The organism is Candidatus Liberimonas magnetica, assembly GCA_020523885.1.
In the GTDB taxonomy this organism is placed as follows: Bacteria; Elusimicrobiota; Endomicrobiia; order Endomicrobiales; family JAFGIL01; genus Liberimonas; species Liberimonas magnetica.
Map to the genome: position 1 here is coordinate 14,488 of JAJAPY010000018.1, position 15,029 is coordinate 29,516.

A 15,029-nucleotide genomic window follows, 5' to 3' on the forward strand; every position below is an offset into this window, starting at 1 on the left:
ACCACAGACTAAAGAACTCGGAGTTCAGTTGATGATTTTTTGTCGGATGTCTGTTGTCTGATGTCTCAAGTCTGTCTCTATTTTTTCTTCTCTTCTTTATCGAAAAGTTCTTTTATGGCTCCGAGAGAGCCGAGCACACTCGTAGTTTCAAGCGGCAGGAATATCTTTGTTGCCGTGCCGTTAGCTACTTTTTCAAGTGTTTCCAAATACTTTATTGCTATCAGGTCTGTAGTAGGGTTGCCTGAGTGAATAGCTTTATAAACTACTTCTATCTGGTATTTTTCCGCATCAGCGACTTTTTGAATAGCCAGAGACTTTCCTTCGGCCTCAAGTATCTTGGCTAATTTATCGCCTTCGGCTTTCAAGATCGCCGCCTGCCTGAAGCCTTCAGCATCAAGGATGTTCGCCCTCTTTTCCCTCTCGGCTTTCATCTGTTTTGACATGGAATCCGTAATATCTTTCGGCGGGTCTATCTTCTGTATCTCAACTCTTGTAACCCTTATGCCCCATTTATCGGTAGCTTCATCAAGGACCTGCCTTAACTGCAGGTTTATTTTCTCCCGTGATGTGAGGGTCTGGTCAAGCTCCATATCGCCTATGACATTACGAAGGTTTGTCTGGGCGAGTTTTAGGGTCCCCAGAGCAAAATTGGATATGTTGTAAACCACTTTTGTCGGGTCGGTTATCTGGAAATAGATAACAGCATCGACCGTGACCATAACATTGTCTTTTGTTATAACATCCTGAGGGGGTACATCAATGACCTGCTCCCTCATATCGACTTTTCGCAAGTTTTGAAAAGGCGGGAAGATAACTACAAGGCCTGCATCTACCGTCTTTGTATACTGCCCCAGAGTCTCTACTAAACCTTTCTCAAACTGCTGAACGATCCTTACGGCGCGTGAAACATAAATAAAAACCAATATTACAAGTACTACAATTAATCCCGGCGGCATCATAAATCCTCCCTTATGTCGCGTCCCGCCTTTGGCAGGACTTACCTTCGCTTTGCTCAGGATTGTTCCTGCTCGAAATGTAACTTTTTCGCAGGAACGCTCCCGGAGGGAAACTAAGTTTCCCTTCCGCGCTCGGCAAAGAAGTAAAACTTCTTTGCCTCACTGAACCCTTCTATGTTGTCAATTTCCTCACTTATTTTACTATTTCTCAATAGGTACTATTCTTTGATCTGCTTTACCTGCAGATGTACTCCTTGCACGCTTTCTATCTCTACCAATGTATTTATTTCTATGCGAGTATCGCTTTCCGCCCTCCAGAGGTCTCCGTCAACCTTTATCATCCCGGGTTTGACCGGATCTATTACTTCAGTCACTACAGCCTTTTTTCCTATAAGAGCGTCTACGTTAGACTTAACTATATTCTTTGCTTTAAACAAGCGCATCGCGATAGGCCTTATAAAATAAATAGAAAGAACTGATGCAAAAACAAAGAAAACCCATTGTACCCATAAAGGAATGACAAACAGGACCAGCAATGCGGTTAATAAAGCTCCTATGCCGAGGCACGCAAAAAAGAACATACCGATGCCTATTATTTCACTTATGAAAAGTATAATTGCGATTATTAACCAAATAGACCAAGACATAACAGTTCTCCTTATACAAAAAATAGACATAACAACAATTCGTACTCAAAATTATATTACTTTTTGCTTGATTTGTAAACCCCGATTGAGGTCAGATTGAGGCCAAAGAGACAGGGTTAAGAGTACAGGTGAGAGGGCTAGGAATAGAAGTTTGTTTTTTTAATATTTTTATGCTTGTTTAATTAAAACACAACCTACTGTTCCGCTTAAGCCGGTTAATTCCTGCTTCAGGAAAAACCCGGCTTCATAAACATCTGTTAAACCTTGTTTGAACTCAAGGTTTTTTACGACGAGTTTTGGTTCAGCGTAGATTAAGAGGCCTTTGGGTTTTAATGCATTATAAAACTCCTTGAAAACTTTTTTCCTGTCTGGCATCTCATGAACGACAGCAAACGCAAAAACCAGGTCAAAACTCCCTTTTAGACCTTCGATATTTAGATCGTCACTTTTGCATTCACGAATTTCCACTCTTTCGGAAAGCCCTCTTTTTAATAATCTTTTTTTAAGGGCATCTATCATCTTCTTTTGTATGTCAACAGCTACAACTTTGCCGGATTCTCCAACCATTTTTGCAAACGGTACCGTAAAAAAACCCATCCCGCTTCCGACCTCAAGCACCCTCATTCCTACGGTAATAAAAGGAGTAAACACTTTTTCAGGATTTAACATCAATTTCCTGAATGGGCTTATCAGCCAATACCCCATCCACCACGGACACAGGTGATGCTCATGTACTTTTTCAGTCATTTAGAACCCCCGTCATTTAAGATATTTTATTATTTGCTCAAGTAAGCTAATATCTGTTTTTTGGAATAATAACGTGTTTTTTTAATGCGTATCCTTGAAAAACCCAATTCTACAGCTTTAATCACCGCTTTATTTACATTTAATTCAAAAATCTCAGCTAATTGTTCTTCAGTTACAAACTTACCGCATGATTTTAATATCTCTTCAGCTTTTTCATTTGTGATACGTGGTATATGATGTCTTGCTGGTTTCAACCGCATATGGCCTCGTCTTTTTCTTTTTATATTGGTCTTAATTAAGCTACTCTTTATATGCTCTTATTATTTCAGTAAAAATCTCACCGTATTCTTTTTGTTTTGCGGCCCCGACACCGAACACTGCGGCAAACTGTGCTATAGTTATTGGTTTTATAACTGCCATATCCCTGAGGGTTTTATCGCTGAATATTATATATGCCGGAACTCTTTTAGCATTTGCAAGCTCGGCTCGTTTAGCGCGCAGGATTTCAAATAGTTTTGTATCAATACCCTCCCATTCCAAGGAACGTTTAGACCTTCTTTTCTTTTCAATTTCTTTCTTTTTCGCTGCGACAACGGGTTTTGCAAGTATCGGCACAGTTTCCCCTTTTAACAAACTGCGGCCTGAATCAGTAATAGCAATTGTCATAAACTCGCCTTCGCGGCGCAAGAAACCCTGGCCGATCAGCTGTTCGATCATAAATCTTATAAAAACCTTGGTTTCCGAGCTCATTAAAGCAAATGTTGAAATGCTTTCATGTCCCCGCTGTTTTACAACCGGAGTATTATTGCCTTTTAAAATATCCGCAATGTAATCAGCCCCAAACCTTTCATGTACTCTGGCAACACAGGAAACTATTTTCTGGCCGATAACAAGCGGATCTGGCACCATTTCCACTTCACCCAGGCAATAATCACACGCGCCGCAATTATTGCCTTCATATTTTTGAGTAAAATAATTCACTAAATACCTGTGCCTGCATTCAGGACGCACGCAAAAATTGTACATCGCACGAAGTTTTGCCAAAAGCACTTCCCTATCGGATGAATCGCGGAGCATATACTCCCAAGTCCGGTAATCTGCTCCGGAATAAAAAAGATAACAGTCTGCAGGCAGGCCGTCGCGTCCGGCCCGGCCTGTTTCCTGCTGGTAATGTTCAATTGATTTTGGCATTGCCGCATGGATTATATAGCGGATATTCGAGCGGTCAACGCCCATACCAAAAGCAATGGTCGCAACGATTATATTTACTTTTTCTAAGGAAAACTCTTCCTGGTTATTTTTTCGGTCATTGTCGGAAAGCCCTGCATGATAAGGCAGATTATTAAACCCGAGGCCGTTAAGTTTTTTTGATATTTCATCTACATCGGTCCGCCTTAAACAATATATTATTCCCGGTTCACCGGGATGTTTTTTGATCGCTTCGACTATCTGTCCGAGCACATTGCCTGAACGCGGCAATATCCTGTAATTTAAGTTCGGCCTGTCGATATTCCCCACATAAATATGAGGCGCCTCAAGATTCAGCTGTGCAATTATATCTTCCTGCACCTGGATAGTGGCCGTTGCAGTAAAAGCGTGGACACTGATATTTTTAAACTCTTTTTTTATCATGCCGAGCATCCTGTATTCAGCACGGAAATTATGGCCCCAGTGGCTGATGCAATGAGCCTCATCAATAACAAAAAAAGAAAGTTTAACGCTTTTTAAAAGATCAGCTGTATGTTCTATCATAAGCCGTTCAGGAGAGATGTAAAGGAGTTTTAAAGTACCTGCCCTGATCTTATCTACAACTGCCTGCTGATTTCTTGCAGTGAGGCTGGAGTTTAAACAATCGGCGGATATCCCCATATCCTTAAGATAATCGACCTGGTCTTTCATCAAGGATATTAAAGGAGAGATTATTACTGCCATTCCGTCACAAATAAGCGCGGGTAGTTGGAAACAGACAGATTTTCCGCCTCCGGTAGGCAAAACAGTAAGAGTATCCTTTTCGTCCAATATGGAAAGAATGGCATCTTCCTGAAATGGCCTAAAACTGTTATAACCCCAGTATTTTATGAGTGTTTGAAGTATCCGATTTTTCATTTGGATTTACTGCAATTTAAGCACTTTAGATACTGCAGTGCGGAGTTCTTCAATGCCTGTACCTTTTTTGGCACTGGCCCAGATGATCGATTCTTTGGAAATTTCCAGTTGTTCTGAAAGTTTTTGTTTCTGTTCTTCAAGCATCGGCTTTGAAATACGGTCCAGCTTGTTCGCTATTACGCGATAAGGCATTCCGAGGCTGTTGAGCCAATAAAGCATATCGCGGTCAAGCTTTGTTGTGCCCGTAAAAGCATCTACTATGACAAAAACGGTTTTTAGGTTAGGCCTTCCTGCAATATAATATTCTATCATATGCTGCCACCGGCCTTTATCTTCTGCAGGTACCGCAGCAAAACCATACCCTGGCAGGTCAACCAGCCACTTGCCGTGCACAACGGAAAAAACATTTATCCTACGGGTCTTGCCGGGAGTCTTTGAGACCTTTACGAGCTTTCGCCTTCCGCACAGAGCATTGAGCATCGAACTTTTGCCGACATTGGACCTGCCGGCAAAAGCAACCTCCGCATCCGCTATGCCGAGTTTTTGAGTCGAATCTACGCTTAAAATAAACTGTGCTGAATTAAATATGTTTCCATTCATAGTGCCGCATTCCCACTCTTTTTCATTTTGCTTTTTATTTCTGTTCATTTTCAAAAACAGATAATTTATTTGTGAATCAGCGTTAGCGAGTTTACCCAGAAAACAAAATACCCTATCACCTGGCTGTTACGGAGCAAAATATTGTTAGATATAGCCGTGGGAGCAGGGAAAATTTCAATACTGATTGAGATACTTTATAAAAGCAACGGCAAACGGCACTGATGTTATAACGAATGCATAAAATATAAGCTTTCTCATCTTCATTACCAATTCAAATGAGATCGTGCCCTTTATCACAAAAACAGCTATTATTATTGCCCAGTTGAAGAACCCTGTATAAAGGAATATCTTCATTATCAACAACTCCATAGTTTCCGATAAACAGATCTTCAATGCTTCGAACATATTTCATCCCCTGCTCGATCACAGCATTAGCTTAGCTGAAGTAAAAAAAGTATCTTGAAAATAGAAATGCCCCGGTTTGATCACAGGGCATAGCGGAAAGACTTGTGTTGAGCTGTATTTCTAATTGCCTTATCTGATCAGCCGTACCCTGGTTATTGGCCAGTAAAGAAAAAGCGCTTTTCCTTTCATCAGTTTATCTGGCAGCGGTCCCCAGAAACGCCCGTCAAATGAGCGGTCGCGATTATCACCCATAACAAAATAGGAGTCTTTCGGCACGGTTATAGGGCCGAAATTATCGGTTACCATTTGAGCGGCAAGAGAAGTGAATTTCCCCTCTTCCCAGGCTTTCTGGTATTCGGCTGTAGAACGAAGGACATCGTATTTGGGGTATGAGATATCGTCCGCAAAACTCACATACGGCTCTTCAACAAGAGTCCCGTTAACATAGAGCTTCTTGGCCCTTATAAGTATCACATCGCCCGGAAGCCCTAAACATCTTTTAATAAAATCCTTCGTTATTTTTTCCTTCTTTTCTGCTTCGCTGAGAGCGCTCGGCGGGCACGTAAAGATCACTATGTCTCCTCGTTTTATTTTATGGATAGGCCAGAACCTTTTTCCACCTGAAAACGGGATATGGAAACCGTATATGAATTTGTTCACGAAAAGATGGTCTCCTTCAAGAAGGGTCATGCGCATGCTCCCCGAAGGGATCTTGAACGCTTGAACGAAAAAATACATTATTAAAGCTGCCAAAATAACCGCAGACCAGCCTGTTTCTACCCATTCATAGGCCTCATAATAGATCTTCTTAAAAAACGGTTTTTGCACCTTCGGTATGAATTTTTTCATTATCCTGGCTATGATAAAAACAATAACGCCTGCAATAAGAAGTTTTTGTTCCATATTTGTTTATCCTTTCGAATTTAGCGTAGAGCGTAGAGCGGGTAGCGTATAGGAAAACAAAAGTCTTTACTATACGCTCTACGCTAAACGCTATCTGCTTGATTCTTTATCTCTCCATTTTCAATACCGCTACAAAGGCTTCGGTCGGTATCTCCACCTGGCCGAACTGCCTCATTTTCTTTTTTCCTTCTTTCTGTTTTTCCAATAACTTGCGCTTTCTTGTTATATCTCCGCCGTAGCATTTTGCAATAACATCCTTGCGCAGTGCACGTATATTATCGCGTGCTATTATTTTATTGTTAACCCTAGCCTGTATGGGTATCTCAAACATCTGCCTCGGTATTATACCTCTTAGTTTTTCAACGAGGAAGTGTGATACGGACTGCGCCTTGTCTTTCGGGACTATCAAGGAGAGGGCGTCTACGATCTCCTGGTTTACAAGAACCTCAAGCTTTACAAGGTCCCCCTGTTTATACCCTACATGTTCATAATCAAAAGATGCATAACCTTTTGAGATGGATTTTAAAGCATCGTAAAAACCAACGATTATCTCCGCCAGAGGAAGGTCATATTTTACAACAACCCTCTTTACGTCTAAATACCTGAAAAGTATCTGGACCCCTCTTCTTTTTTCGCAAAGGTCAAAGACAGCGCCTATATATTCGACAGGGCATATTATCGTAGCAAGAACGTAGGGTTCAAGAGTTTCAATGATGTCTCCGTAATTCGGGAATTGAGCAGGGTTATCTATTTCTATAGTTTCACTGTTCGTAACAACTTTGTATTCCACGTTAGGAGAAGTTATCAAAAGGTTAAGGTTAAATTCCCGTTCGAGCCGTTCTTTCACTATCTCAAGATGCAGCGACCCCAAAAAACCGCACCGGAACCCGAAACCAAGAGCTGAAGATGTTTCGGGTAAATAGGACAGAGACGAATCCGACAAATGCAATTTTTCTATAGCTGTCTTTAAATTATCATAATCTGAGGTATTCAAAGGATATAGCCCTGCAAACACGAACGGCTTTATCTCTTTATAGCCCTGATGAGGGGTAGTGGTCGGCCTGAGTTTCTCGGTTATTGTGTCGCCTATGCGTATGTCGTGTATATTTTTTATTCCTGCCACGATATAGCCGACTTCTCCTGCATCCAGTGAATCGGTTTTCATCATTTTTATCTGCATGTACCCGACTTCAAGGATCTCATACTCGGTATTTGAAGACATGAACTTTATTTTCATGCCGGCCTGGACTTTCCCTCCAAAGATCCGGACGATAACTATGGCTCCTCTATAGGAATCATAGAAAGAATCAAAAACAAGGGCAGAAAGAGGCTTTGAGGTATCAACGGACGGCGCAGGAATATTGTCAATGACCGATCTTACTATCTCGTCTATTCCTTTTCCAGCTTTTGCGCTTGCAAGTATGGGGTCTTCCAGTATCTCTAAACCTTCTGTGATCTGATCCAGCGTGCTTTCCACATCAGCCGTTGAGAGGTCAACCTTGTTTATGACAGGTATTATCTTCAAATTAGCCTGCTTAGCAAGGTAAGTGTTAGCCAGGGTCTGGGCTTCCACGCCCTGCGAAGCGTCCACAACCAGGATAGCGCCTTCGCAAGCAGCAAGCGCCCTTGAAACCTCATAAGTAAAGTCCACGTGCCCTGGAGTGTCTATAAGGTTTAGCATATATTCTTTGCCCTCGGGAGTTTTATACATCATCCGTATAGCTTTTGATTTTATGGTAATGCCCCTTTCGCGCTCAAGGTCCATTCCGTCAAGTATCTGGTCGCGCATCTCGCGTTTTGATATGGTATTCGTAAACTCGAGCAGCCTGTCGGCAAGCGTGCTTTTTCCGTGGTCAATATGAGCAATAATGCAAAAGTTCCTTATTTCCATAAAAATAGAACAAACTCTAAATAAACCCTAAACACAAAGCTTAAAAGATTTCTAATTTCCTATGATTCAGTATTTAGGATTTAGAGTTTAGGGTTTGCTTTTAATCAAGGTATGGGCTTTTATTGATCTTTTTAACAATATATTCCCAGTCAGTAGAACTGAATATCTCATTTACCAAGTTTTTTGCGTCTAACAGCGACAAATTCCTTATAATCTTCTTAACTTTAGGTATCTGCAAAGGAGAAACACTCAATTCATTGATACCTAAACCAACAAGTATAGGTGTAACCAACGGGTCTGAAGCCATTTCGCCGCACATCCCGACCCATTTACCGGCACCGTGGCCTGCTTCGATAATAGATTTTATCAAACGTAGTATAGAAGGATGGAACGGTTCATACAGGTTCGCCACATTCTCGTTTACCCTGTCAACAGCAAGAGTATACTGGATCAGGTCATTAGTACCAATAGAAAGAAAATCCACCTCTTTTGCTATCATATCCGCCGTAAGCGCTGCAGAAGGTATCTCTATCATAACACCTACTTCCAGCTTCTCATCAAATTTTTTTCCTTCACTTTTAAGTTCTTCCTTTACTTCATCAAGTATTTTGTTCGCAGCTCTTATTTCTCCTATACCTGATATCATCGGGTACATTATTTTTACCCGGCCTTCTGCAGATACACGGAGTATTGCTCTAAGCTGAGTCTTGAAAATAGCTGGATATTTCAGGCACAGCCTTATCGCCCTTAGCCCCAAAAACGGATTATTTTCTTCCGTAATTCCTTCGAGGCCCAGGCCGGAAAGCTTATCTCCTCCCAGGTCTATCGTCCTTATGATAACGCTGTAAGGAAGCATCCTCTGAACCACTTTTAAATAATTCTGATAGTGCTCTTCTTCCGAAGGAAGTTCTTTCCTGTTGAAATATAAAAACTCGGTTCTGTAAAGCCCCACGCCTTCTGAACCATGGTTTAAGACGGATTTTATTTCATCTGGATTATCTATGTTTGCAGCTATAACTATGCGGGTCCCGTCTGTAGTTTGTGCGGGCAGGTCTCTGAGTTTTTCAAGCTCTCTTATCTGTGCAAGCTGTATCTCTTGTTCCCTGCGGTAATTTTCCAGTATCTCAGGCACAGGATTAATGAGGGCTATGCCCTGGTTACCGTCTATAATTATTGTATCGCCTTCTTTTACCCTAGCTGTTATATTTTTTAATCCGACAACGGCAGGGATTTCAAGGCTTTGGGCAAGTATAGCCGTATGGCTGGTTTTCCCTCCGATATTCGTTGCAAATCCTTTTACCATATTTTCCCGTAACGAGATAGTATCTGAAGGCGCCAGGTTATGTGCCACAACGATTGATTCAGAGTTTATTTCCGATAAAGGCCTTTTTTCCTTTCCCATCAGGTTATGGAGTATCTTCTTTCCTACATCCTGTATGTCATGTTTGCGTTCCCTGAAATATTCATCATCTATCATTTCAAAAGACCTCATGACCTGTTCCAGTATGCGGAAAAGCGCATATTCGGCATTGACCCCCTCTGATATCTTTTTTGCGACATTTCTGGTAATTATCGGGTCATCTAAAATAAGAAGGTAAGCGTCTGCAAGGCGCGCAAATTCCTTGCCGAGTGTCTTATGTATCTTTTCCTGGGTCGCTAACATATCGGTACGGGTCTTCGCCAATGCCTCTTTGAACCGGTTCGTTTCTTTTTTTATTTCTTCTCTGGATATTTCCCTGTGGATAAGGCAATATTCTTCATCCTCAATTAGAAATACTTTCCCTATTGCGATCCCGGGTGACGCAGGGATGCCCTGTAAAAGATTAGCTTTATCAACCATTTTTTACCTCTCTATTTTGAATCAAAAACTCTAAACACTAAATCCAAAATCCTAAGTGACGCTCCTCCGGATGAAGCCGGAGGCTTCTTTAATAACGCGGCCTACTGCGACATCATTGTGCATTCATCCTCCGACTAAAGTCGGAGGTTTTCATGTCGCATGTAATAAATACAAATTCTCAAAATATAACATTCAAAACAAAATCCATTTGTTTTTAAGTTACTTGGGTTTTGAGTTTATTTAGGGTTTAGAACTTAATCTTGTTAGTCTTCGCCAAAACCGCTTTCCAACAGCTTCATAACCTCATTGGCAGTCGCTACTTCATCTATCCCTTCAACTATTATCCTCAACTCAGTGCCACGGGCTGCAGCCAGAGTCATTATGCCCATTATGCTCTTGCCGTCTACTTCCTGGTCGCCTTTTAATATCTTGACTTTCGATTTGAATTTTGAAAGCGTCTGTACGAGCATTGCTGCAGGCCTGGCATGTAGTCCGAGCCTATTTTTTATCGTCACAATTCGTTCTAACATTTCATTTCCTTTTCGTTCGGCCAACTAGGAGACTGCTGCCCTTGATCATGACTTCCTTTAATAAAACAGTACCTAAATAACTTTAAAATAAGAGCTTAAAATGCAGAATAGTATAACTGCATATACCAATATTTCAGTCGATAGATTTATGCTTATTATAACCGCAGAAAGCAACATCACCACAAGGGCCAAAACTATCCAGTTCATGAACATTAATCCGAAATAAAGATATGATATTGTCATCACGATCAAAAGGACAAGCCCGATATACCTTGTTATATCGATTATATACCTAAATTCTAAGTCTGCTATTACCCTTACTGTTTTATTCCTGAAATGATAGCTTATCTTAAGGCTCCAGAAACGAAAAAATAGAATAAAGATATTATAGAAGAAAAGAAAAAATAAAGGAGCGATCCAATTGGCCAAAAACGTATGCGAGCCTCTAAAAAATAAAATAAAACAGATTCCCAGTAAAGCAGTAAACGGCCTCCAATTAGCCCAAAAGAACTTGTCACCGATCGCTGCCAGCGGCCCTGCGGTATTTTTCTTTATTGAAGATATCTCTTTAGGGTCAATGGATTTTCCCAGGCTCAACGTCTGCTCCATCGCCGCTATAAGCCCGAAAATTATATTAGCCATATAAGGATTGGTGTTAAAAAACTCCATGTGCCTTAAAAGGACTTCCTTTCTTTTTTCAGGATCAGGATAATGTTTTTTAATAAAAGGCAGTAACCCGAACAGAAAACCCACATTTTGCATTCTTTCAAAATTCCACAGACATTGCAAAAAGAATGAGCGGAAAAAAATACTAAACATCAGTTTATTCGATTCTCTTATTTTCACCTGCAAATACTCCTAATTTTTCTTTTAAAAACGATAAAACTTCTTTGATAATTCATTGATTTACTTTTTACTAACTTTCCTATAGGTGATCCGGCGAAGCAGTAACAACGATGCGCCGAACACTACTTTTTGATCTTTAAGAACTTATAATTATAATTAATAAGTATTACGGTAAAACCGGTCATAGGCAGGAACCACCAAGCCAGGTCCAGCCCTTTTATTGTTTGTATAGAAAGATGTACATAAACTTTATTTATTATAGACTGCCCTACCGGTATTAATATAATATAAAACAAAAACGCTTTAATGAAAAATAAAAATAAGCCCAGATATATTCCCTCATCTATCCTGCACTCTTCACCCCTTTTTATGCCTTCTTCTATCCAATGCACTATTTTTATATTTATATTCCTTATCCATATTTCAGTATATTTAAATAAGATCCCGGCTATAGCTGCCAGGGCCAAAGATAAAATCAGCACACTGTTCTGTTTAAAAGGCGAACCGATCCCCCATATACTGGTTAGTATCGCAACGGATGTTGAATCGTGAGGTATAGCTGCACCCATCGGTATCTCTTTTGTCCAAATCAGCTCAATGATCATGCCCAGCCATAACCCGCTTTTTATATCGCCCAATAAATAACCGAAAATAGGGCAAACTACGATCGGCCTTGAAATCATGAACTGCCCAAAAGCAGTCACATCAAGGCTGAATATCGCTGCTAGACCTGAAAGAGATATTAATTCAAACATGATTTAAAAGTCAAATGTAAAATGAAAAGCTCAAAATGAAAAATTGTTGTATCCCTCTTTGCGGGATTAATTTAAATGAGACCACCGTAGCGGACACCTTAATTTTGCACTTTCCATTTTGCATTTTGAATTCCTTATACTATAAAACGCTTACTGCGATCTTTATTTCGGCTGATTCTAAATGGCTTAAATGCAATTTAAAAATAGGCAGCACTACCGTGCCCTGATAAGTGCGTTCAAAGCCGTTTTCGGACAAGGAAACGGTTTCTAAAGGAAATGCCCAAAGGTCTGCCGGCGCAGAGAATTTCATGGTAAACTCTAACCCATAACCGGAATCTTTATGCGACCATTCCTTTATGCTAGTTAAAAGGCTTTTTTCTTCTTCCTTAAAATAGGAAAAGGCGAAGTTAAACTCAGGGGCGAAAACAAGGCTTTGTTCACTTTGGTACAAATTCACAATATGATAAGTAACTTCAAAACCCGTTTCATCGGGTGATACAGTTTTATTAACTTCCAGGTTCCTTTTTTCATTGTTGACCCAAACTGCACCTTTTCTCGAAAGTTTTATCTTATTATTGGCTATTTTCGAATCATATTCTCCCAAAACAAAATCTCCCTGTTCGCCGAACTTGGATTTTCTAAAGTCTTCAGGCTTAGTTTCAGGATGCAAAAAATGATCCAGCAGAGACACCCTCGGATACCAGTCATAATCTAAATATTTATCTAGATTATCTTCCTTAACACTTATCATATCATGGATAGTTTTTACTCCGGATCCGGATCCTCTGTTCTTATCCGCTAAAAACTCTGTCAGCCTTTTATGATAGGCTTCAGGCCTTCTGGTTAATACATTGCCCAAGTTTATTTTCTTATCTAACAGGTCCCATTCAAACAAGGAACCTCCGTCCTTGGGAGAAAAATACAGGTTTTGTTTTTTACTTTCATAAACATCTTCTTTAGAGCCGTCAAAATTAAAATCGAATGCTTTCCAGGCAGGTTTTTTAAGGTTTTTGCTTAAAATCTCTTCGGCGTTCAAAAGTTCCCTGTAAATCGAGTTTCTTAAATGAGGCAAATACAATCCGCCAAAAACTCCGTGCCAATAGGCGCAATTGCATTGACCCGCATATAACGCATCTAAAGATTTTATTTCCTCTGTTTGCAGGTTGCCTGTTACCGGAATATCTTTTTTGGACAAACATTTCGTTGTCTTAAATGCCTCATTCAACCGCTGGCTGACATAAAGCATTTTTTTATGCATGTTATTGGACTCGGGGTATTTTGTTAAAAAATTTCTCCAAAACCCGCCGCGTAAAAACCTTTTTACATCAGGCTGTGATTCAAACCTCTTAATGATAGATTCGAACTGGCCCTGGGTTTCCTGGGGCAGGGACCATTCTGACATTTCAAAATAAGATGCCGTGGGAAGGTAAATCCTGCCCTGTGGAGGAAATTTTTTCATATACTCCGAGAAAGTTATGGTTTCGATCCAATCTAAATTCTTATCAATGGCGTTAAAAAAATTATTAAGCCACCCTTCCTGGTAAACATGTTTATAGGTTCCTGGCCACAACCCGAACTTTTCACCGTCATCCGCCATTACAAGAGACGGGTTAAAAGAGCTCTTTAGCGCGTTTGAAAAATGCCCTATCGTATACTCCACAGGTTTAAACGGGATGTAATAGCGCATAAGCTGGCTTATAGGAAAAATATTGAGTTTTTGCCCCTGGTCTTCCGAAACATAATAGCCTTTTAATTTCTCTATCTCCTGGCCTGCGGCCGCAAAATGTGCGTCATCTAAGACGGTATATTTTATTCCAGTATCAGAAAGTATTTTAGCAAGCTGAGGTTCCCATACACGCTCTGCAAGCCATAATCCTTTTGCGTCATAATTGAATTCATCTTTAATGAACTTCGTCAGTTTTTGGATCTGCCCCTTTTTGTCTATATCGGTTATGGCAGGCATTATGGGTTCATAATAACCTCCGGATATCAGCTCTACTTGGCCGGAATTTACCATTTCCTTCACCACCGCGATATACTCAGGGTGTTTATCCATGAAAAAATCCCATAAGATCCCGCTTGAATGAAGCGACCATTTTATCCTAGGATAACTCTTAATGGCCTTAATAAAAGGCCAGTAGGATTTATTGAAAGCTTCTTCGAATACTCCCGGAAAATTGCCTACAGGCTGATGATTGTGGATACTGAGTATAAAATAAAATTTATTCATGGTTTTCTTTTGTTGTATTTATAAACTCTGCTTTCAGGACTTCCATTATATTATTGCGCTCATCGTTCGGCAGTACTCTTCCTTCCAATTCAATGTTCATATTGCTTATTTCTGTAAGGGTATCTACATCTTTTTTATTTACGGAAAGTGTGCGGAGGATCTGTTTTTTCCCTTCTACGTAGTGCATGCCTCCGACATTTATAGAAGTAAGCTTAACCCCGCTTTTTAAAAGGCGAAGTGTGTCGTCAGGAGTTGAAAACAAAAGTAATATCATCTCATTATCAAGATGTGCACTTAACAACCTTTTTGCAGAATCCTCTATAGATAAACATTCGATTTTAACGTTTTTTGGCACAGCGATAGTAAGCAATGTCTGCTGCAGCCTGTCCTTTGCCACATCATCGGAAACTACTATTATGTAGCTGGCTTTTATCACCCGCAGCCATCCCTCGACCACCTGCCCGTGGACAAGCCTATCATCGATACGTGCTAAAACAATTGGCATGTAAACTCCTTAACTACAAGGTAGACGGTAAACGGTAAAGGGTAGACGAATTCATAAAACCTATAAAT

Annotated in this window: 15 protein-coding genes; all 15 read right to left on the reverse strand. The window is 40.4% G+C overall.

From position 1 onward, the window contains the following. Positions 1 to 77: 77 nt before the first annotated feature. Positions 78 to 956, reverse strand: coding sequence for an SPFH/Band 7/PHB domain protein (locus tag LHV68_11360; GenBank protein ID MCB4792464.1), 879 nt, complete (start codon positions 954 to 956; stop codon positions 78 to 80). 218 nt (positions 957 to 1,174) lie between these two features. After that, positions 1,175 to 1,603: an NfeD family protein gene (locus tag LHV68_11365; GenBank protein MCB4792465.1), complete on the reverse strand. Its 429-nt coding sequence runs from the start codon at positions 1,601 to 1,603 to the stop codon at positions 1,175 to 1,177. A gap of 168 nt (positions 1,604 to 1,771) precedes the next feature. Then, on the reverse strand, positions 1,772 to 2,350 hold the full coding sequence (locus LHV68_11370) for a class I SAM-dependent methyltransferase (GenBank protein ID MCB4792466.1): 579 nt from the start codon (positions 2,348 to 2,350) through the stop codon (positions 1,772 to 1,774). A gap of 29 nt (positions 2,351 to 2,379) precedes the next feature. After that, the gene (locus tag LHV68_11375; GenBank protein ID MCB4792467.1) at positions 2,380 to 2,604 is read right to left on the reverse strand and encodes a hypothetical protein; all 225 of its coding nucleotides are present in this window, start codon (positions 2,602 to 2,604) and stop codon (positions 2,380 to 2,382) included. A 46-nt stretch (positions 2,605 to 2,650) separates the two neighbouring features. Continuing rightward, the gene (gene recQ, locus LHV68_11380; protein MCB4792468.1) at positions 2,651 to 4,456 is read right to left on the reverse strand and encodes a DNA helicase RecQ; all 1,806 of its coding nucleotides are present in this window, start codon (positions 4,454 to 4,456) and stop codon (positions 2,651 to 2,653) included. Positions 4,457 to 4,462: 6 nt separating this feature from the next. Continuing rightward, positions 4,463 to 5,104 (reverse strand): ribosome biogenesis GTP-binding protein YihA/YsxC, encoded by a 642-nt coding sequence (gene yihA / locus LHV68_11385; protein MCB4792469.1) that lies wholly within the window; start codon positions 5,102 to 5,104, stop codon positions 4,463 to 4,465. Positions 5,105 to 5,230: 126 nt separating this feature from the next. After that, positions 5,231 to 5,461: a hypothetical protein gene (locus tag LHV68_11390; protein ID MCB4792470.1), complete on the reverse strand. Its 231-nt coding sequence runs from the start codon at positions 5,459 to 5,461 to the stop codon at positions 5,231 to 5,233. 129 nt (positions 5,462 to 5,590) lie between these two features. After that, positions 5,591 to 6,364, reverse strand: coding sequence for a signal peptidase I (gene lepB / locus LHV68_11395; protein ID MCB4792471.1), 774 nt, complete (start codon positions 6,362 to 6,364; stop codon positions 5,591 to 5,593). 106 nt (positions 6,365 to 6,470) lie between these two features. After that, complete coding sequence (gene lepA / locus LHV68_11400; protein MCB4792472.1) at positions 6,471 to 8,255, reverse strand: translation elongation factor 4; 1,785 nt, start codon at positions 8,253 to 8,255, stop codon at positions 6,471 to 6,473. 100 nt (positions 8,256 to 8,355) lie between these two features. Beyond that, positions 8,356 to 10,095 carry a phosphoenolpyruvate--protein phosphotransferase gene (gene ptsP / locus LHV68_11405; protein MCB4792473.1) on the reverse strand — a complete coding sequence of 580 codons (1,740 nt, stop codon included), beginning with the start codon at positions 10,093 to 10,095 and terminating at the stop codon, positions 8,356 to 8,358. Between the two features lie 263 nt (positions 10,096 to 10,358). After that, on the reverse strand, positions 10,359 to 10,625 hold the full coding sequence (locus tag LHV68_11410) for an HPr family phosphocarrier protein (protein MCB4792474.1): 267 nt from the start codon (positions 10,623 to 10,625) through the stop codon (positions 10,359 to 10,361). A gap of 72 nt (positions 10,626 to 10,697) precedes the next feature. Next, positions 10,698 to 11,471 carry a PTS system mannose/fructose/sorbose family transporter subunit IID gene (locus LHV68_11415; GenBank protein MCB4792475.1) on the reverse strand — a complete coding sequence of 258 codons (774 nt, stop codon included), beginning with the start codon at positions 11,469 to 11,471 and terminating at the stop codon, positions 10,698 to 10,700. A gap of 122 nt (positions 11,472 to 11,593) precedes the next feature. Next, on the reverse strand, positions 11,594 to 12,226 hold the full coding sequence (locus tag LHV68_11420; GenBank protein MCB4792476.1) for a PTS sugar transporter subunit IIC: 633 nt from the start codon (positions 12,224 to 12,226) through the stop codon (positions 11,594 to 11,596). 139 nt (positions 12,227 to 12,365) lie between these two features. Next, the gene (locus tag LHV68_11425; protein ID MCB4792477.1) at positions 12,366 to 14,456 is read right to left on the reverse strand and encodes a DUF1926 domain-containing protein; all 2,091 of its coding nucleotides are present in this window, start codon (positions 14,454 to 14,456) and stop codon (positions 12,366 to 12,368) included. Further along, positions 14,449 to 14,961: a PTS sugar transporter subunit IIB gene (locus tag LHV68_11430; GenBank protein ID MCB4792478.1), complete on the reverse strand. Its 513-nt coding sequence runs from the start codon at positions 14,959 to 14,961 to the stop codon at positions 14,449 to 14,451. Before LHV68_11430 ends, LHV68_11425 begins: the two co-directional genes overlap by 8 nt. Positions 14,962 to 15,029 lie beyond the last annotated feature (68 nt).

What these genes read in the sequence shown, in the direction of transcription:
- yihA (MCB4792469.1), bottom strand. Translation starts at nt 5,104, where the DNA reads ATGAACAGAAATAAAAAGCAAAATGAAAAAGAGTGGGAATGCGGCACT.
- LHV68_11360 (MCB4792464.1), bottom strand. Translation starts at nt 956, where the DNA reads ATGCCGCCGGGATTAATTGTAGTACTTGTAATATTGGTTTTTATTTAT.
- LHV68_11365 (MCB4792465.1), bottom strand. Translation starts at nt 1,603, where the DNA reads ATGTCTTGGTCTATTTGGTTAATAATCGCAATTATACTTTTCATAAGT.
- LHV68_11425 (MCB4792477.1), bottom strand. Translation starts at nt 14,456, where the DNA reads ATGAATAAATTTTATTTTATACTCAGTATCCACAATCATCAGCCTGTA.
- LHV68_11430 (MCB4792478.1), bottom strand. Translation starts at nt 14,961, where the DNA reads ATGCCAATTGTTTTAGCACGTATCGATGATAGGCTTGTCCACGGGCAG.
- recQ (MCB4792468.1), bottom strand. Translation starts at nt 4,456, where the DNA reads ATGAAAAATCGGATACTTCAAACACTCATAAAATACTGGGGTTATAAC.
- LHV68_11420 (MCB4792476.1), bottom strand. Translation starts at nt 12,226, where the DNA reads ATGTTTGAATTAATATCTCTTTCAGGTCTAGCAGCGATATTCAGCCTT.
- LHV68_11370 (MCB4792466.1), bottom strand. Translation starts at nt 2,350, where the DNA reads ATGACTGAAAAAGTACATGAGCATCACCTGTGTCCGTGGTGGATGGGG.
- LHV68_11390 (MCB4792470.1), bottom strand. Translation starts at nt 5,461, where the DNA reads ATGTTCGAAGCATTGAAGATCTGTTTATCGGAAACTATGGAGTTGTTG.
- lepA (MCB4792472.1), bottom strand. Translation starts at nt 8,255, where the DNA reads ATGGAAATAAGGAACTTTTGCATTATTGCTCATATTGACCACGGAAAA.
- LHV68_11410 (MCB4792474.1), bottom strand. Translation starts at nt 10,625, where the DNA reads ATGTTAGAACGAATTGTGACGATAAAAAATAGGCTCGGACTACATGCC.
- ptsP (MCB4792473.1), bottom strand. Translation starts at nt 10,095, where the DNA reads ATGGTTGATAAAGCTAATCTTTTACAGGGCATCCCTGCGTCACCCGGG.
- lepB (MCB4792471.1), bottom strand. Translation starts at nt 6,364, where the DNA reads ATGGAACAAAAACTTCTTATTGCAGGCGTTATTGTTTTTATCATAGCC.